13 protein-coding genes are annotated in these 15,855 nt (G+C 73.6%); 6 read left to right on the top strand and 7 right to left on the bottom strand.

Going from position 1 to position 15,855, the window contains the following annotated elements; genetic code table 11:
• Positions 1 to 59 precede the first annotated feature (59 nt).
• Together ACIRS4_RS21600 and ACIRS4_RS21595 are read right to left on the bottom strand one after the other, a co-directional pair.
• A complete protein-coding gene (locus ACIRS4_RS21600) occupies positions 60 to 524 on the bottom strand; it encodes an NUDIX domain-containing protein (RefSeq protein ID WP_404198265.1) in 465 nt (154 codons plus the stop codon).
• Complete coding sequence (locus ACIRS4_RS21595; RefSeq protein WP_404198262.1) at positions 521 to 2,059, bottom strand: ATP-dependent DNA ligase; 1,539 nt, start codon at positions 2,057 to 2,059, stop codon at positions 521 to 523. The genes ACIRS4_RS21600 and ACIRS4_RS21595 overlap by 4 nt, the downstream gene beginning before the upstream one ends.
• A gap of 53 nt (positions 2,060 to 2,112) precedes the next feature.
• Here ACIRS4_RS21595 and ACIRS4_RS21590 point away from each other — a divergent pair, with 53 nt between their 5' ends.
• The 5 genes from ACIRS4_RS21590 (at position 2,113) to ACIRS4_RS21570 (ending at position 6,490) form a co-directional block, all read left to right on the top strand.
• Positions 2,113 to 2,778 (top strand): helix-turn-helix domain-containing protein, encoded by a 666-nt coding sequence (locus ACIRS4_RS21590; RefSeq protein WP_404198259.1) that lies wholly within the window; start codon positions 2,113 to 2,115, stop codon positions 2,776 to 2,778.
• A gap of 110 nt (positions 2,779 to 2,888) precedes the next feature.
• Positions 2,889 to 3,884 carry an NADPH:quinone oxidoreductase family protein gene (locus ACIRS4_RS21585; RefSeq protein ID WP_404198256.1) on the top strand — a complete coding sequence of 332 codons (996 nt, stop codon included), beginning with the start codon at positions 2,889 to 2,891 and terminating at the stop codon, positions 3,882 to 3,884.
• On the top strand, positions 3,881 to 5,062 hold the full coding sequence (locus ACIRS4_RS21580) for an acyl-CoA dehydrogenase family protein (RefSeq protein ID WP_404198254.1): 1,182 nt from the start codon (positions 3,881 to 3,883) through the stop codon (positions 5,060 to 5,062). Before ACIRS4_RS21585 ends, ACIRS4_RS21580 begins: the two co-directional genes overlap by 4 nt.
• Positions 5,059 to 6,141, top strand: a complete 1,083-nt coding sequence (locus tag ACIRS4_RS21575) for an acyl-CoA dehydrogenase family protein (RefSeq protein WP_404198252.1) — start codon at positions 5,059 to 5,061, stop codon at positions 6,139 to 6,141. Before ACIRS4_RS21580 ends, ACIRS4_RS21575 begins: the two co-directional genes overlap by 4 nt.
• A 154-nt stretch (positions 6,142 to 6,295) precedes the next feature.
• Positions 6,296 to 6,490, top strand: coding sequence for a hypothetical protein (locus ACIRS4_RS21570; RefSeq protein WP_130439968.1), 195 nt, complete (start codon positions 6,296 to 6,298; stop codon positions 6,488 to 6,490).
• Between the two features lie 68 nt (positions 6,491 to 6,558).
• On the opposite strand, the gene ACIRS4_RS21565 is transcribed toward ACIRS4_RS21570, so the two are convergent.
• The 3 genes from ACIRS4_RS21565 to ACIRS4_RS21555 all read right to left on the bottom strand — a co-directional run bounded on the left by ACIRS4_RS21565 (position 6,559) and on the right by ACIRS4_RS21555 (position 9,718).
• Positions 6,559 to 7,794 (bottom strand): phosphodiester glycosidase family protein, encoded by a 1,236-nt coding sequence (locus ACIRS4_RS21565; RefSeq protein WP_404198249.1) that lies wholly within the window; start codon positions 7,792 to 7,794, stop codon positions 6,559 to 6,561.
• 165 nt (positions 7,795 to 7,959) lie between these two features.
• Positions 7,960 to 8,502 carry a GNAT family N-acetyltransferase gene (locus tag ACIRS4_RS21560; RefSeq protein ID WP_404198247.1) on the bottom strand — a complete coding sequence of 181 codons (543 nt, stop codon included), beginning with the start codon at positions 8,500 to 8,502 and terminating at the stop codon, positions 7,960 to 7,962.
• 40 nt (positions 8,503 to 8,542) lie between these two features.
• Entirely contained in the window at positions 8,543 to 9,718 is a 1,176-nt protein-coding gene (locus ACIRS4_RS21555; protein WP_404198245.1) for a bifunctional class I SAM-dependent methyltransferase/NUDIX hydrolase, read from the bottom strand.
• A 97-nt stretch (positions 9,719 to 9,815) separates the two neighbouring features.
• Between ACIRS4_RS21555 and ACIRS4_RS21550 the strand changes: the two genes are divergently transcribed.
• Entirely contained in the window at positions 9,816 to 12,179 is a 2,364-nt protein-coding gene (locus ACIRS4_RS21550; RefSeq protein WP_404198242.1) for a molybdopterin oxidoreductase family protein, read from the top strand.
• A gap of 27 nt (positions 12,180 to 12,206) precedes the next feature.
• Here the strand turns inward: ACIRS4_RS21550 and ACIRS4_RS21545 are convergent, their stop codons facing one another.
• Positions 12,207 to 13,139 carry a ribosome-inactivating family protein gene (locus ACIRS4_RS21545; RefSeq protein WP_404198240.1) on the bottom strand — a complete coding sequence of 311 codons (933 nt, stop codon included), beginning with the start codon at positions 13,137 to 13,139 and terminating at the stop codon, positions 12,207 to 12,209.
• Between the two features lie 138 nt (positions 13,140 to 13,277).
• A complete protein-coding gene (locus tag ACIRS4_RS21540; RefSeq protein ID WP_404198237.1) occupies positions 13,278 to 15,713 on the bottom strand; it encodes a SpoIIE family protein phosphatase in 2,436 nt (811 codons plus the stop codon).
• Positions 15,714 to 15,855: the final 142 nt, after the last annotated feature.

Below are 15,855 nucleotides of genomic sequence, written 5' to 3'. Positions count from 1 at the left end.
GCTGGCTGTGCTTCGACCTTCGCGCGCCGCGCCGAGGGCCGCAACGCGTACGCGTCTGCTCAGCCCGAGTGCTCCGCCAGCCGGTCCAGAAACGCGGTCTGTGCCGTGACGATCAGCTCACGCGCCCGGGCCAGGCCGAGCCAGGCGACCCGGTCCAGTTCGGGGAACTCCGCCGTCCGGCCCGACCCGGGCGGCCACTGCATGACGAACGTGCCCGGCACGACGGCCGCCGGGTCGAGGTCGGCCTCGACGGCCCACGCCGTCACGACCTTGCCGCCTGTCTGCCGCACCCGGCCCAGCGGCACCGCCTCGCCGTCCGGCGGGGGCAGCCCCAGCTCCTCCCGGAACTCCCGCCGGGCGGCGTCCCACGCGGGCTCGTCGGGGTCGTACTCGCCCTTGGGGACGGTCCACGCACCGGCGTCCTTCTTCGCGAAGTACGGGCCGCCCATATGTCCGAGCAATACCTCCAAGCCGTCGTCGGTGTGCCGGAACAGCAGCAGGCCGGCGCTGTGCTTCGCCGTCACGGCCGCACCTCGGGGTGCGCGGCGAGCAGCGTCTGCACCGTGTCCGCCTCGCGCGGCCGCTTGTCCTCGCGGTAGCGGATCACACGGGCGAAGCGGAGGGTGACGCCGGCCGGGTAGCGGGTGGAGCGCTGCAGGCCGTCGTAGGCGATCTCCACGACGAGTTCCGGGCGTACGGTCACCCCCCAGCGCTCCTCCCGCACGGCGAGGCTGCGCAGCCGCTCGGTCTGCCAGGTGAGCAGGGCGTCGGTCATGCCCTTGAACGTCTTGCCGAGCATGGCGAAGCCGCCGTCGGCGGTGCGGGCGCCCAGGTGCAGGTTGGACAGCTTGCCGGTGCGGCGGCCGTGGCCCCACTCGGCGGCCAGCACCACCAGGTCGAGGGTGTGCACGGGCTTGACCTTCAGCCAGGACGCGCCGCGCCGGCCCGCGCTGTAAGGGGCGTCCAGGGACTTCACGACGACGCCCTCGTGGCCGCGCAGCAGCGTCTCCTTCAGGAACTCCTCGGCCGCCGGCAGGTCCGGCGGTCCTGACACCAGGGTGCGGCGGACCCGCAGCGGCTCGGGCGTCAGCCGGACCAGCTCCGCGTGCCGCTCGGCGAACGGCAGGTCGAGCAGGTCCCGGCCGTCCACCGAGAGCGCGTCGAAGAAGACGGGGGAGACCGGGACGGCCGCCGCGGCCGTCGCCACGTCCACGCGTGAGCCGACCCGCCCGGCCGTCTCCTGGAAGGAGCGGGGCCGCCTCGCCGCGTCGAGGGCGATCACCTCGCCGTCCAGGATGAACCGGGTGCCGCGCAACTCCAGCGCCGCAGCGCTGACTTCGGGCAGCCGGTCGGTGATGTCGTCGAGGGTGCGGGTGTGGATCCGCACGGCGTCTCCGTCCCGGTGGACCTGGACGCGGATGCCGTCGAGCTTCTCCTCCACCGCGCACGCGCCCAGTCTGCCGACCGCCTCGGCCACCGAGGTCGCGGAGTGCGCGAGCATCGGCTGGACCGGGCGGCCGACGGTGAGCCTGAAGCGCTCCAGGGCCGCCGGACCGTCCGCCAGCAGCGCCTGGGCCACCGGCTGGAGCGCCCCGGCGAGCATCACCGCCCGCCGCACGTCCCCCGCCGCCGCGCCGGTCGCCCCGGCCAGCCCTTCCACCGCGACCGCGTCCAGCGCGCCCTGCCGGACCTCGCCGGTGAGCAGCCCCAGCAGGAAGCGCTGTTCCTCCCCGGTGGCCGCGCCCATCAACTCCTCGACCAGCCTGGCCCGTTCGGCCTGGGAGCCGGGCCCCGACACCTTGCCCAGCTCGGTCAGCCGGGCGTCCACCTCGCGCACGGTCAGGGTGGCGTCGCCGGCCGGTGCGACCGGGCGGCCCAGCAGCTTCCAGCCCACGCCGAGGCGGCCCTGCGGGAGCCGGCCGGCGAGGTAGGGGATGACGATCGGCGCGTCCTCGGCCTCCGCCTCCCGGAAGAGCTCCGCGAGCAGGGCGATCTTGCGGGAGCGCGCCGAGGACGCGGCGACCTCCCGTGACACGTCGGCGAGCCGGGACAGCAGCATGCAGCCATGGTGCAACGCCGCGCGGGGCAACGCACGTGTGCTGCGATGACCCCATGAACGACGACCCCAGGAACGACGACCCCAGGAACGACGCCCCCCGGAACGACGACCTCGGGAACGACCACTCCGGGAACGACGGCGACGTGGACGCCACGGAGGAAGTGCTCGCGGAGGTCGGCCCGCGGCTGCGGCGGCTCCGCAAGGCGCGGGGCGCGACGCTGGCCGGGCTGTCCGAGGCGACCGGCATCTCGGTCAGCACGCTGTCCCGGCTGGAGTCGGGTCTGCGCAAGCCCACCCTGGAACTGCTGCTGCCGATCGCGCGGGCCCACGAGGTGGCGCTCGACGAACTGGTGGGCGCGCCGGCTGTGCGCGATCCGCGGGTGCGCTCGCAGCCCATCCGGCGGCACGGGCGCACGTACTGGCCGCTCACCCGTCAGCCCGGCGGCCTCCAGGCCTACAAGGTGCTGATGCCGCAGGGGCACGACGAGCCGGAGCCGCGCACCCATGAGGGCTATGAGTGGTTGTACGTGCTGGCCGGACGGCTCAGGCTGGTCCTCGGCGACCACGACATCGTGCTGGGGGCCGGCGAGGCCGTCGAGTTCGACACCCGGGTGCCGCACTGGTTCGGGTCGGCGGGGGAGGGGCCCGCGGAGTTCCTCAGCCTGTTCGGGCCGCAGGGGGAGCGGATGCACGTACGGGCGCGTCCCCGGCGGGCGTGACGCGAGAGACGGTTCCCTGATCGGCAAGCGACCGCTTAGTATGCGAAGGAGGCCGGTCGCCGACCAGCCGGTCACCCGAGTCGGACGACGCAGTCCCGTGGAGGCTCCGCATGCAGGCATGGCAAGTGCACGAGAACGGCGAGCCGGGCGAGGTGATGCGTCTGGAGGAGGTGGCGCGGCCGACCCCCGGCGAGGGCCAGGTCCTGCTGAGGGTGCGCGCCGCCAACGTCAACTTCCCGGACGTGCTGATGGCGCGGGGCCACTACCAGGTCCGGCCCCCTCTGCCGTTCACCCCGGGCGTGGAGATCTGCGGCGAGACCGAGGACGGGCGGCGGGTCATCGCCAACCCGGCGCTGCCGCACGGCGGTTTCGCCGAGTACGCCGTGGCGGACGCCGCCGCCCTGCTGCCCGCCCCCGACGCGCTGGACGACGCCGAGGCCGCCGCCCTGCACATCGGCTATCAGACGGGCTGGTTCGGGCTGCACCGCCGGGCGCGTCTGGAAGCCGGCGAGACGCTGCTCGTCCACGCCGCCGCCGGCGGGGTCGGCAGCGCGGCCGTGCAGCTCGGCAAGGCCGCGGGCGCGAGGGTGATCGGCGTCGTGGGCGGCGCCGACAAGGCCGCCGTCGCCCGCGAGCTGGGCTGTGACACGGTCATCGACCGGCGCGCCGAGGACGTCGTCGCCGCCGTGAAGGAGGCCACCGGCGGCCGGGGCGCCGACGTGATCTACGACCCCGTCGGCGGCGACGCCTACACCCAGTCGGCCAAGACCGTCGCCTTCGAGGGCCGGATCGTGATCGTCGGCTTCGCCAGCGGCGCGATCCCGAGCCCGGCGCTGAACCACGCCCTGGTGAAGAACTACTCGATCCTCGGGCTGCACTGGGGCCTCTACAACACCAAGAACCCCGAACTCGTCCAGCACTGCCACGAGCAGCTCACCGAACTGGCCGCCCGGGGCGCGATCAAGCCGCTGGTGAGCGAGCGCGTGCCGCTGAGCGAGGCCGCCGCCGCCGTCCAGCGGGTCGGCGACGGCCACACCACCGGCCGCGTCGCCGTCGTACCGGGCCTGACGAGCCCGGAGCAGCCGCAGAACGGAGCCTCCGCATGACCGACGCAGCACAACTCCGCCGGCGCACCAGGGAGCTGCTGGAAGCGCACCCGCCGGCGACCACCGACCGCCTGGACTTCCTGCGGGCCCGCTTCGACGCCGGACTCGCCTGGGTGCACTATCCCGAGGGCCTCGGCGGCCTCGGCGCGCCCCGCTCCCTCCAGGCCGTCGTGGACGCCGAGTTGGAGGCCGCGGACGCCCCCGACAACGACCCCCGGCGCATCGGCATCGGCCTCGGCATGGCCGCGCCGACCGTCCTGCGCTACGGCACCGAGGAGCAGAAGCGGCGCTTCCTGCGGCCCCTGTGGACGGGCGAGGAGGTCTGGTGCCAGCTCTTCAGCGAGCCCGGCGCCGGCTCCGACCTGGCCGCTCTCGGCACCCGCGCCGTCCGCGACGGCGAGGACTGGGTCGTCGACGGCCAGAAGGTGTGGACCTCCAGCGCCCACCTCGCCCGCTGGGCCATCCTCATCGCCCGCACCGACCCCACCGTGCCCAAGCACGCCGGCATCACCTACTTCGTCTGCGACATGACCGACCCCGGGGTCGAGGTGCGCCCGCTGCGCCAGATCACCGGCGAGGCGGAGTTCAACGAGGTGTTCCTCACCGGTGTCCGCATCCCCGACTCCCGCCGCCTCGGCGAGATCGGCGACGGCTGGCGGGTCGCGCAGACCACGCTGAACAACGAACGCGTCGCGATCGGCGGCATGCGCCTGCCCCGCGAGGGCGGCATGATCGGCCCGGTCGCCAAGACCTGGCGTGAGCGGCCCGAGCTGCGCACCCACGACCTGCACCAGCGGCTGCTGAGGCTGTGGGTGGACGCCGAGGTCGCCCGCCTCACCAGCGAACGGCTGCGCCAGCAGCTCGCCCTGGGCCAGCCCGGCCCCGAAGGCGCCGGCATGAAGCTCGGCTTCGCCCGCCTCAACCAGGAGATCAGCGGCCTGGAGGTCGAACTCCTCGGTGGGGAAGGCCTGTTGTACGACGACTGGACCATGCGCCGGCCCGAGCTGGTCGACTTCACCGGACGCGAGGCCGGCTACCGCTACCTGCGCTCCAAGGGCAACAGCATCGAGGGCGGGACCAGCGAGGTCCTGCTGAACATCGTCGCCGAGCGCGTCCTGGGCCTGCCCGCCGAGCCGCGCACCGACAAGGACGTCGCCTGGAAGGACCTCGCCCGATGACGGATCTTCTGTACTCCGAGGAGGAAGAGGCGCTGCGGTCGGCGGTACGGGACCTGCTCGCCGACCACTGCGACGCGCCCGGCGTGATCGCCCGCACGGAGTCCGACGCCCCGCACGACCTGGCGGCCTGGAAGGCGCTCACCGACGGCATGGGACTCGCGGGTCTGCTGGTGCCCGAGGCGCAGGGCGGACAGGGCGCCACTCACCGCGAAGTCGCGGTGGTGCTCGAGGAGTTGGGGCGGTCGGTCGCGCCCGTGCCCTATCTGACCAGTGCCGTGGTGGCCACCGAGGCGCTGCTGGAGTGCGGTGACGAGGAGCTGCTCGGCCGGCTGGCCTCCGGTCGTACGATCGGCGCCCTGGCGGTCGGGCTGCACACCGCCCCGGGCGCCGACTTCACCGCCGTACGGATCGAAGGCGGGCTGCTGCACGGGGAGTTGACCGGCATCGCGGACGCCGTCGTCGCCGACGTCCTGCTCGTGCCCGCCGAGGACGGCGGACTGTACGCCGTTCAGGCGTCCTCGGTCACCGTCACCCCGCAGGTCTCCCTCGACCTGACCCGCCCGCTCGCCACGGTCACCCTCGCCGGCGCCCCCGGCCGCCGCCTGGGCGACGCCGCACCGGCTGTCCGGCGGGCCCTGCGGGCCGGAGCGGGACTGCTGGCGTCCGAGCAACTCGGTCTGGCCGAGTGGGCGTTGACCGAGACGGTCCGCTATCTCAAGGACCGCAAGCAGTTCAACCGGCCCGTCGGCGGCTTCCAGGCGCTCAAGCACCGGCTCGCCCAGCTGTGGCTGGAGGTCGTCAACCTCCGCGCCGCCGCACGCAACGCGGCCGACGCGCTCGGCGGCGGCGAGTCCGCCGAGGAGACGGCCGTGGCCGTGGCCGTGGCCCAGGCCTACGCGGCGTCCGTGGCCGTCCATGCCGCCGAGGAGGCGCTGCAACTGCACGGCGGGCTCGGCATGACGTGGGAGCACCCCGTCCACCTCGCCCTCAAGCGTGCCAAGGCCGACTCGATCGCCTACGGCACGGCCGGCGCCCACCGGGAGGCCCTGGCCGAACTGGTCGACCTGCGCGCCCCCTGACCGGCGACGCGGGAAACCCGGGAAAAAGCCCGACCCCACTCGGGGGCGGGCTTTTTCGCTCGTTCGGCGGACAGGTCAGTCGCACGGACGAAACCTCCCTTACGCCACACTTGCGGCCGAACGCCACCGAACGGGCGTGGCGGAGGAGGTTGACGTGGCCGTTTCCATTTCCGTGGTGCTGTTGCTGCTGATCCTGGCGGTGATCTTCCTGCGCACCGGCGGACTGAAGATCTCGCACGCCCTGGTCTGTCTGCTGCTCGGCTTCTTCCTGGCCGGCACGAACATGGCCCCCACCATCCACAGCGGCCTCACGGCCACCGCCGAGATCGTCGGCAGCATCCAGCCGTAGCGGCCCGGTCGCTAGTGCCGTGACCGGAAAGGTTCACCGGCTCGCGGCAAACCTTTCCGGTCACGGCACTAGCGGAGGAACACCCCGATGCCGTTGGGCACCGGGCGTTCCGTCCCGCCCGAGGGGTGGTTGCGCACCGTGGCCCGGGCGGCGCCCGGCGCGCGGGCGACCAGGGTCGAGGAGCCGCCGCCGTCCAGGCTGAAGCCCTCCGTCGCCCCCAGGCTCCGCAGCGCCTCGGCGACTTCGGCGATCGTCAGGCCCGCGCGGTACCGGGGCGCGCCGTCGGTAGCGAACAGCAGCACGCGTCGCCCGCCGTCCGCGATGCCTACGGCGGTGCGCACCGCCGAGGTCCGCCTGTCGAGACCGGGCAGCGGACGTCCGCCGGACAGCACCGGGTAGCCGCCGACCGCGAAACGGTAGGCGCGCCCCGACAGCGAGGCGAGGGCGTACCGCACCGCGACGGACTGGCCCCGCACCAGCCCGCGCAGCCGCCCGGCGCCCGCCTCCCGGCCCACCAGCACCGTGCTGCCCGGCGCGACGGGCCCGGCGCCCGGTGCGGCCGAGGCCGACACCACCCGGCCTGCCTTCACCGTCACCTCGTAGGTCCGCGTTCCGCACGCCGCGGCCCGGTCGGCGTCCGAGCCGCAGGTGGCGCGCTTGCGCGAGACGCTGCCCCAGTCCGACGTGTACGCGCCGACGGAGTTCTCCGGCAGCGCGTACTGGTTGAGGCCGCCCAGCGGCTGCCGCCGGCCGTCGACGGTGAACGACCCCTTCAGCGCCAGCGCGTCGATGCGGGCCCGGCCGTCGGAGCCCACGCCGAACATGGCGTCGGTGTCCGTGCCGGGCGGCAGCTCGGGGCCGAAGCGCTGCGCCGTGGGCACCGCGCCCTTGAGCGCCTCGCCGTCCGCGATCGCGGGGCCCACGCTCGCGCCGGTCGCGGCGACGCCCGGATGCTGGGCCTCGCTGATGTCGAAGAAATCGCCGTTGACGCCGGCCACCGCCTTGCGCGCCGCGGCCTGCTGGGACAGGGGAGCGCGGGCCGCCACCTTCCCCGGGTGCAGCAGACCGAGGCGCACCCGGGCGTTTGTCAGATCGACGCTCACGACGTGCACATGCGTGAGTCCGGCCGTGGCCGGCAGGTCGTACTGCCGGTACACCACCCCCGGCGCGACGGCGGCGCCCGCCCCGGTCGCGGCGCCCGCGGACGCCGCTCCCGTCAGGGCCGCGCCGGCCAGCGCGGCGAGTGCCGTCAGCAGGGTCAGCCGCATCCCGCGTGCCCGCGAGGCCTTCTGAGTGCGTGTCACGCATCCCCCAGACTCGTGCGAGCGGCAACTCTCACACGGGCCGCGGGCCGCACTCGGGCCCATCGGACCGGACACCACGAGAAGGGATGAGAAAAGACACGGATCCGGGTGCTTTCGCAGCCGGCCGCCCCGCACCGGGGACGAGGACGTGCTAGTGCCGGGGCACTAGACGAGCCGGCCGGCGGGGGTGGGTGCCGCGTGGCAGCGGAGCCGGACGTGCTGGTCCGGTGGCCACAAGTCCTCGACCTCGCCGAGGAGTTCCCAGCCGAGACGCTCGTAGAAGGCGGCCGCCGGATGGGTGGCGACCACCTCGAGCACGGGTTGCAGACCGCGGGAGCGGGCCTCCTGGACGGCCCGGTCCATGAGGGCCGCCCCGACGCCGAGCCCGCGCGCCTCGGGTGAGACGAACAGCCGGCTGACGGAGGCGGTCGCCGCTCCCGGCCGGCGCGCCTGCCACAGGGCCGTCGCCGGCTCGTCGTCCCGCCCGAGGCACAGCGCCGCGTGCCCGACGATCCGCCCGCCCCACTCGGCCACCCAGGCGGCGAGGAGCGCGGGCGGCGTCAGCCAGGCCTCAGGAGACGCAGGCCAGTTGACCGGGTAGCCGCTGTGCTCGTGCACGAGCGCGAGGGAGGTCACGCAGCCGGCCAGGTCGGACGGGACACGCGGCCTGAGGGAGAGGGGTGCGGACGGGGCGAGGTCGGAGATCATCGTCGTATGCAAACACAGGAGCCGCGTCGCCGGCCACGGATCATCGGGGAGCGTACGGCGTGAAGTGAGCCGGTGCGTGGTCGATCGGCAGGTCCGGGCGCCAGGCGGTGAGGGCCTGGGCGCTGCACACGAACAGGGAGGGCGGCAGCCGGTCCACGGCGTACCAGCGCCAGTCGCCGACGCGCTCGCCCGGCTGGTCGGCGGGCTCGCCGTGCCAGGCGGTGACGACGGCCGCGACGGTCACGCGGACGACGCCCTCGCTGTGGTCGAGGAGGGTGCCCAGCAACCGCACGTCCGCCGCGTCCGCCCGCAGCCCCGTCTCCTCCTCCAGCTCCCGTACGGCCGTCTCCTCGAGCGACTCCCCGGGCTCCACCGTGCCGCCGGGCAGTTCCCAGGTGCCCCGGCGGTGCCGGCCGAGGAGCAGCCCGCGCGGGCCGTGCACGACGACGCCCACCCCCAGGGCGGCGTGCGCGGCGGGCGGCTGCGCCGACCGCGGCCGGGAGGACACCCGCACCGGCCGCCGCGCCCGGAAGACGCGGTACGCGGCGAGATTCCCGGGGTCGGGCGACTGCACCGCCACGACCTCCTCGACGTCCAGCCCGTGGCCGGTGAGCAGCTCCCGCCATCGCTCCTCGGACAGCACCCACATGTAGCCCGTCGTCCCGCCGCCGCCCGCGAAGCGCAGCTGCTCCGGCCGGGGGACGAGCTCGGCGGAGGGCCCGTCGCCGTGCGAGTTCGTGTGCAGCGCGGAGAAGCACAGCGTCCCGCCGGGCTTCAGGGCCGTCGCCAGCGCGGGCAGCAGCCGGCGCGGGTCGGCGAACGGCACCGCGCCCACGGCGTAGGCGACGTCGTACGGCTCGGCGGTGCGCAGGTGGGTCACCGCGTCCGCGTGGACCAGCCGCAGACCGGGCAGTGAGCCGTAGCGGGCCCGGGCGCGTTCGATCTGGCCGGGCGCGGAGTCGACGGCGTCCACCTCGGCGCCGTACGCGCGCACCAGGTGGGCCGCCTGCCGGGCCGTTCCACAGCCCAGGTCGAGCACGCGCCGCCCCTTCAGCTCCCCGAGGAACGCGTCCCCGGGCCCCGCGCCCGGGAACCCCCAGTCGATCCGCTCGACCTCCTCGACGACCGTGCCGCGCCGCAGGTGATGTGTGGCGTAGGCCTGCCAGCAGGCGGCGTTGGCGGCCTCCGGATCGTCCGGTACGTGGGCGTGCGGCATGGGCGGCCTCCTGGGGCGGGGAGCGGACGGCGCGGGGATTCTTACCGGCTGCGGGGCGGGGTACTCGTCGCCCGCAGGTACGACCCGTGGAGGGGCCGTGGCGGAACGACCGGATCGCATCGAGGACCCCTGGGGAACACGGACGCCCTACGGGCCCGGCGAGCCCTGGCCGGCCCGCACCGACCTCCACCTCGCGGCAGGCCTCACCGAGGACGACGTACAGCGGTGGACCCCCGCCGCCTCGGTGCTGCACTCCAACGGCGACGCCATGGACATCGCCGTCCGCGACGGACGGATCGTCGGCGTGCGCGGCCGGGCCGGCGACCGGATCAACCGGGGCCGGCTCGGCCCCAAGGACCTCTACGGCTGGCAGGCCAACCACTCCCCGGACCGGCTGACCCGCCCGCTGGTGCGGGAGAACGGGCGGCTCGTGGAATGCGACTGGGACACCGCCCTGGACCGCGTCGTGGCCCGCTCCCGGGAACTCCTGGACGCACAGGGGCCCGACGCCCTCGCCTTCTACACCAGCGGTCAGCTCTTCCTGGAGGAGTACTACACGCTCGCCGTGCTCGCCCGCGCCGGCGTCGGCACCAACCACCTGGACGGCAACACCCGCCTGTGCACCGCCACCGCGGGCGAGTCGCTCAAGGAGACCTTCGGCAGCGACGGGCAGCCCGGCTCCTACGAGGACATCGACCACGCCGACACCCTCGCCCTGTTCGGCCACAACATGGCCGAGACGCAGACCGTCCTGTGGGCCCGCGTCCTGGACCGGCTCGCCGGCCCCGAACCGCCCACCCTGCTGTGCGTCGACCCGCGCCGCACCCACGTCGCCCGCCACGCCCACCTGCACCTCGCACCCCGCCCCGGCACGAACGTCGCGCTCCTCGACGCCCTGCTGCACGAGATCATCCGCACCGGCCGCGTCGACCGGCGCTTCGTCGAGCGGCACACCGTCGGCTTCGAGGAGCTGGCCGCCGCCGTCGAACCGTGCACCCCGAAGTGGGCCGCCGGCGTCTGCGACCTCCCCGCCGCCGACATCGAACGCGCGGCCGAGATCCTGGGCGGCGCACAGCGCCTGGTGTCCACGGTCCTTCAGGGCTTCTACCAGTCCCACCAGGCCACCGCGGCCGCCGTCCAGGTCAACAACCTGCACCTGATCCGGGGCATGCTGGGCGGTCCCGGCCGGGGACTGCTCCAGATGAACGGGCAGCCCAGCGCGCAGAACACACGCGAGTGCGGCGCCGACGGCGACCTGCCGGGCTTCCGCAACTGGCAGAACGAAGCGCACGTCGCCGAACTCGCCCGGATCTGGAACGTCGACCTCGACCGCCTTCAGCACGACGCCCCGCCCACCCACGCGATGCAGATCTTCAGCGGCGCCGAACAGGGCTCGATCCGCCTGCTGTGGATCAGCGGCACCAATCCGGCCGTGTCCCTGCCGGAGCTGTCCCGCATCCGCGCGATCCTCGCCCAGGAACGGCTGTTCGTCGTCGTCCAGGATCTCTTCCTCACCGAGACCGCTCAGCTGGCGGACGTCGTGCTGCCCGCCGCGACCTGGGGCGAGAAGAGCGGGGCGCTCACCAACGCCGACCGCACCGTGCACCTGTCGGAGAAGGCGGTCGGACCGCCCGGCGAGGCCCGCTCCGACCTCGACATCTTCCTCGCCTACGCCGCCCGTATGGACTTCCGCGACAAGGACGGCGGCCCGCTGATCACCTGGGACGACCCCGCGTCGGCGTTCGCCGCCTGGCAGCGGTGCAGCGCCGGCCGCCCCTGCGACTACACGGGCCTGAGCCACGACCTGCTGCGCGAGAGCGGAGGCCTCCAGTGGCCCTGCACCGCCGAGGCGCCCGACGGCACCCCGCGCCTGTACACGGACGGCTTCCCCTTCGCCCACCCCGACCGCTGCGAGAGCTACGGCAAGGACCTCGTCACCGGCGAGCCCATGGGGGCCGAGGAGTACCGCGCCCTGAACCCGGACGGCAAGGCGGTCCTCAGGGCCGCCGGGTACCTGCCCCCGGACGAGCCGACCTCCGCGCGGTACCCGCTGCACCTGATCACCGGACGGACCGTCCATCACTTCCACACCCGGACCAAGACCGGTAGGGCCCCCGAACTCGCTTCCGCGGCACCGGAGATGTGGGCGGAGCTGTCCCCGTCGGAGGCCTCCCGGCAGGGACTGTCCGACGGCGACGTCGTACGCGTCGCCACGCCGCGCGGCGCGGTGCGCGCCCGGCTGCGGACCACCGCCATGCGGGACGGCACGGTGTTCCTGCCCTTCCACTACGGCTACTGGGACACCCCCGAGGGGCACCGCCCGCCCGAGGGCGGCCTCGGACGGGCCGCCAACGAGACCACGGTCACCGACTGGGACCCCGTCTCCAAACAGCCCCTGTTCAAGACGGGCGCCGCCCAGGTCACCCTCGTCTCCCGCGGTGAGGAGCCCGCACGTGAGTGACCCCGCCGGCGGGGTGCCCAGGCCCCGTCAGGTGCGCGGACGGGATCCGGAGTACAGCTCCATGTACCCGACGTAGGCGAGCAGCGCCTGGAGGGTGGCGAAGGTATGGGCGCCGATGCGCAGGACCGCCTGGTCGCCGGGCTGCAGCGCCCGGTACACCCAGCCGGAGATGCGGTCCCAGTCCTGCTGGAGTTCTATGTTGTCCATCCCCATGGCCGACGTGTGCCAGTTGCGGATGTTGTCCCTGATCCGGTCGAACACCGTGGAGAAGCGGGCGGCCTCCGCCGTGGCCTGGATGATCCGCACGATGTTGCGGCCGAGGGTGTCACGGCCGGCGGTCGTCGCGATGTAGCGGGGCGCGCTGCGCAGCGAGCCCAGCGCGTTGACGAGGTTGTACGGGGTGATGGCGTCCTGCGACCGGTCCACGGTGTTGCCGTGCGGGAGCTGGTTGTAGTTGCCGCCCCAGGGGAGCGAGGTGGACGTCACGCCGAGGACGCGGTTGAACTCGCCGGGCCAGACGTTGTTGAAGCTGTAGTGGTTGTCGTCGCGGCCGTCGAACCCCGGCTGGTAGAAACCGGCGAAGTACAGGTTGTTGGCCCAGAAGTACAGCGACCCCCAGTACTGCTCGTGGTACTGCAGCCGGATCTGGATGAGGCGGGCCCCTGCTGTCGTGGTCTCGTCCAGCCGGGGCTGGCCTGCGACGTCGTGGCCGCTGATCCGGTGGAGGGCGTCGACCATGTTCCAGTAGCTCTGGTGCGCCGCCTCACCGCCGTCCTCCAGGTCGCTGATGTCCCAGGTCCATATGGTGAGTTCGCGGTCGGGGTCGGCCTGTGCGGCCGGCGCCGCGGTGAGCGCCAGTGCGATGCTCATCGCGAGCGCCAGGGCCATGGCGGCGAGACGGCGGCCTGTGAGACGTAACGCCTTCGAGAGCTTGGTCGTCGACGGGTTCGACGGGTGCATGGATCAGGGGTCCTTTCGGGAGGGCCGGATCGTTCCGGTCGGAAGCATTCCGGCTGTCCCGCGCCGCGGTTGACCCTCCGCGCACGCCGTCCGTTCCCTCCGTGCACCTGTCCGTCCGCTGTGCGCGCCGCGCGGGAGTCACTCCGGCGACAGCGACTGCTCCGCCCAGATCGTCTTGCCCCGGTAGGTGTGCCGGGCGCCCCAGCTGCTGCACAGCTGGGCGACCAGGAGCAGACCGCGGCCGCCCTCGTCGTAGTCGCGGGCCCGGCGCAGATGCGGCGAGGTGTTGCTGGCGTCGGAGACCTCGCAGATCAGACTGCGGTCCAGGATCAGACGCAGCTCGATGGGCGGCTCGCCGTACCGGATGGCGTTGGTGACCAGTTCGCTCACCACCAGCTCGGTCACGAACGAGGCGTCCTCCAGACCCCACTCGCGCAGCTGCCGGGTGGCGCGGCTGCGGGTCTCGGCCACCGCCTCCGGCTCCGGCGTCACGTCCCAGGCGGCCACATGGCCGGAGTCCAGGGCGTGCGTACGTGCCAGCAGCAGCGCCACGTCGTCCTCGGGCTTGTCCGGGAGCAGGGCCCGCAGAAGCGTGTCGCAGGTGTTCTCCAGGGAGGAGTTCGCCCGGCGCAGCACCTTCAGCATCATGTCGACGCCCTCGTCGATGTCCCGGCCCCGGGCCTCCACCAGACCGTCGGTGTAGAGGGCGAGCAGACTGTCCTCGGGCAGCTCGAACTCGGCGGCCTCGAACGGCAGGCCGCCGAGCCCGAGCGGCGGCCCGGCCGGCAGGTCGAGCAGCTCCGGAGGCCTGCCGGGGGTGAGCAGCGCCGGCGCCGGATGCCCGGCCCGCGCCATGCAGCAGTGCCGGCTGACCGGGTCGTACACGGCGTACAGGCAGGTGGCGCCGATGTCGGCGGCGCTGCCGGTGGGGTCGTCGCTCTCCGCGGACAGTCGGTTGACGAGATCGTCGAGGTGGGTCAGGAGCTCGTCGGGCGGCAGATCGACGTCGGCCAGGGTCCTTACGGCGGTGCGCAGCCGGCCCATCGCGGCCGAGGCCTGGATGCCGTGCCCCACGACGTCGCCGACGACGAGGCCCACCCGGGCCCCGGACAGCGGGATGACGTCGAACCAGTCGCCGCCCACACCGGTCTGGGCGCTGGCCGGCAGATAGCGGGTGGCGACCTCGACGGCGAGCTGCCGCGGGAGCCGCTGCGGCAGCAGGCTGCTCTGCAGGGTCAGGGCCGTGGCCCGTTCCCGGGAGTAGCGGCGGGCGTTGTCGATGCTCAGCGCGGCCCGGGCGGTGATCTCATGGCAGAGCAGCAGGTCGTCCTGCTCGAAGGGGTCCGGATGCCGGTGCCGGGAGAAGGTCGCGACGCCGAGCGTGATGCCCCGCGCGCTCATGGGCACCGCCAGCACCGAGTGGAAGCCGAACCGGCGCATCTTCTCCGCCCGTTCCGGGGCCTCGGAGGCCCACCGCGCCACCCCCGCAGTGGTTATCTGGTGCATGGCGGCCTCTCCCGAGGCCAGGCACTCGGCGGCCGGCGAGGTGGACGGGTAGACGGCCACCGCGCCCAGCGGCACCACCGCCTCGGGGCATCCGGGCAGCACCGACTGGTTGGCCACGCGGCGCAGCAGCACCGGGCTGGGCAGCGCCCGCGCGCGCAGCTCCTGGTCGTCGTCGATGTCGGGGAGCAGGTCCACGGTGACGAAGTCCGCCAGCTGTCCCACGGCGACGTCGGCGAGCTCCTGGGCGGTGCGGGTCAGGTCGAGGGTGGTGCCGATGCGCACCCCGGCCTCGGCGACCAGGGCGAGCCGCTGTCTCGCCAGATGCTCATCGGTGGTGTTGTGCGCGGACAGCAGGACGCCGCGTACCGTCCCGTCGTCGTCCCGCACCGGCGCGAGCGACACCGACCACGCGCTCTCGTGCCGGTCGCCGGCCAGTCGCAGGGCGGCCCGCAGGTGCTGCTGCTCGCCGGTCTCGACGACCCGGCGCATCAGGTGCTCGGCGCGTTCGCTCTCCGGGTCCAGGACGATCTCCGAGACGCGCAGCCCCCGCATCTCGGCCTCCGACAGGCCCAGTACGCGTTCCATGTCGGCGTTGGCCCGCAGCAGGTGCAGTCCGGTGTCGTAGAGCGCCATGGTGCACGGGGAGTGGACCATGGACCACCCGAGCAGGCGCTCCTCGTCGAACTCCGGACGGGAGGGCGTCATCGGCGCGACGATGAGCCACTCATGGCTCGTGGCGGGGCCGCTTTCGCGGCGGTGGGCCAGCAGGCTGACCACTACCAGGTGACCGTCCCGGTGCCGCAGGTTCACCTTGCCGTTCCACCTGCGCGTGCCCACGATGGATCTCAGCGCCGGAGCGGCGAGGCCGTCTGCGAGCAGGGCGGCCGCCGGCCGCCCGGTGACCTCCGAGGCCTGGTAGCCCACCAGTCGCTGCGCGCCCTCGCTCCATCCGGTCACCACACCGAACGCGTCCACGACCGCCCTGGCGTTGGTCGTGCCGCCGTCTGCCTGCGCCGACGGCACCGCAGGCCCGTTCCCGGTGATTCCGGATCGCGTCATCGCGCCCATCCTGCCCTCAGCGGCTCATAACCGACACATGGGGCACTCATTATAAAACCAAAAGATTAGGATTAAGTGCTCATGTCAAGTTCGGCGGTCCGGAGAGAAAGTGCCGGGTTCCAGCGGGGACTGCTCAGGACGCCGATCGCGC

Source organism: Streptomyces sp. NPDC101166 (assembly GCF_044768125.1).
GTDB lineage: Bacteria > Actinomycetota > Actinomycetes > Streptomycetales > Streptomycetaceae > Streptomyces.
This window is presented reverse-complemented; position numbering and strand designations above follow the sequence as displayed.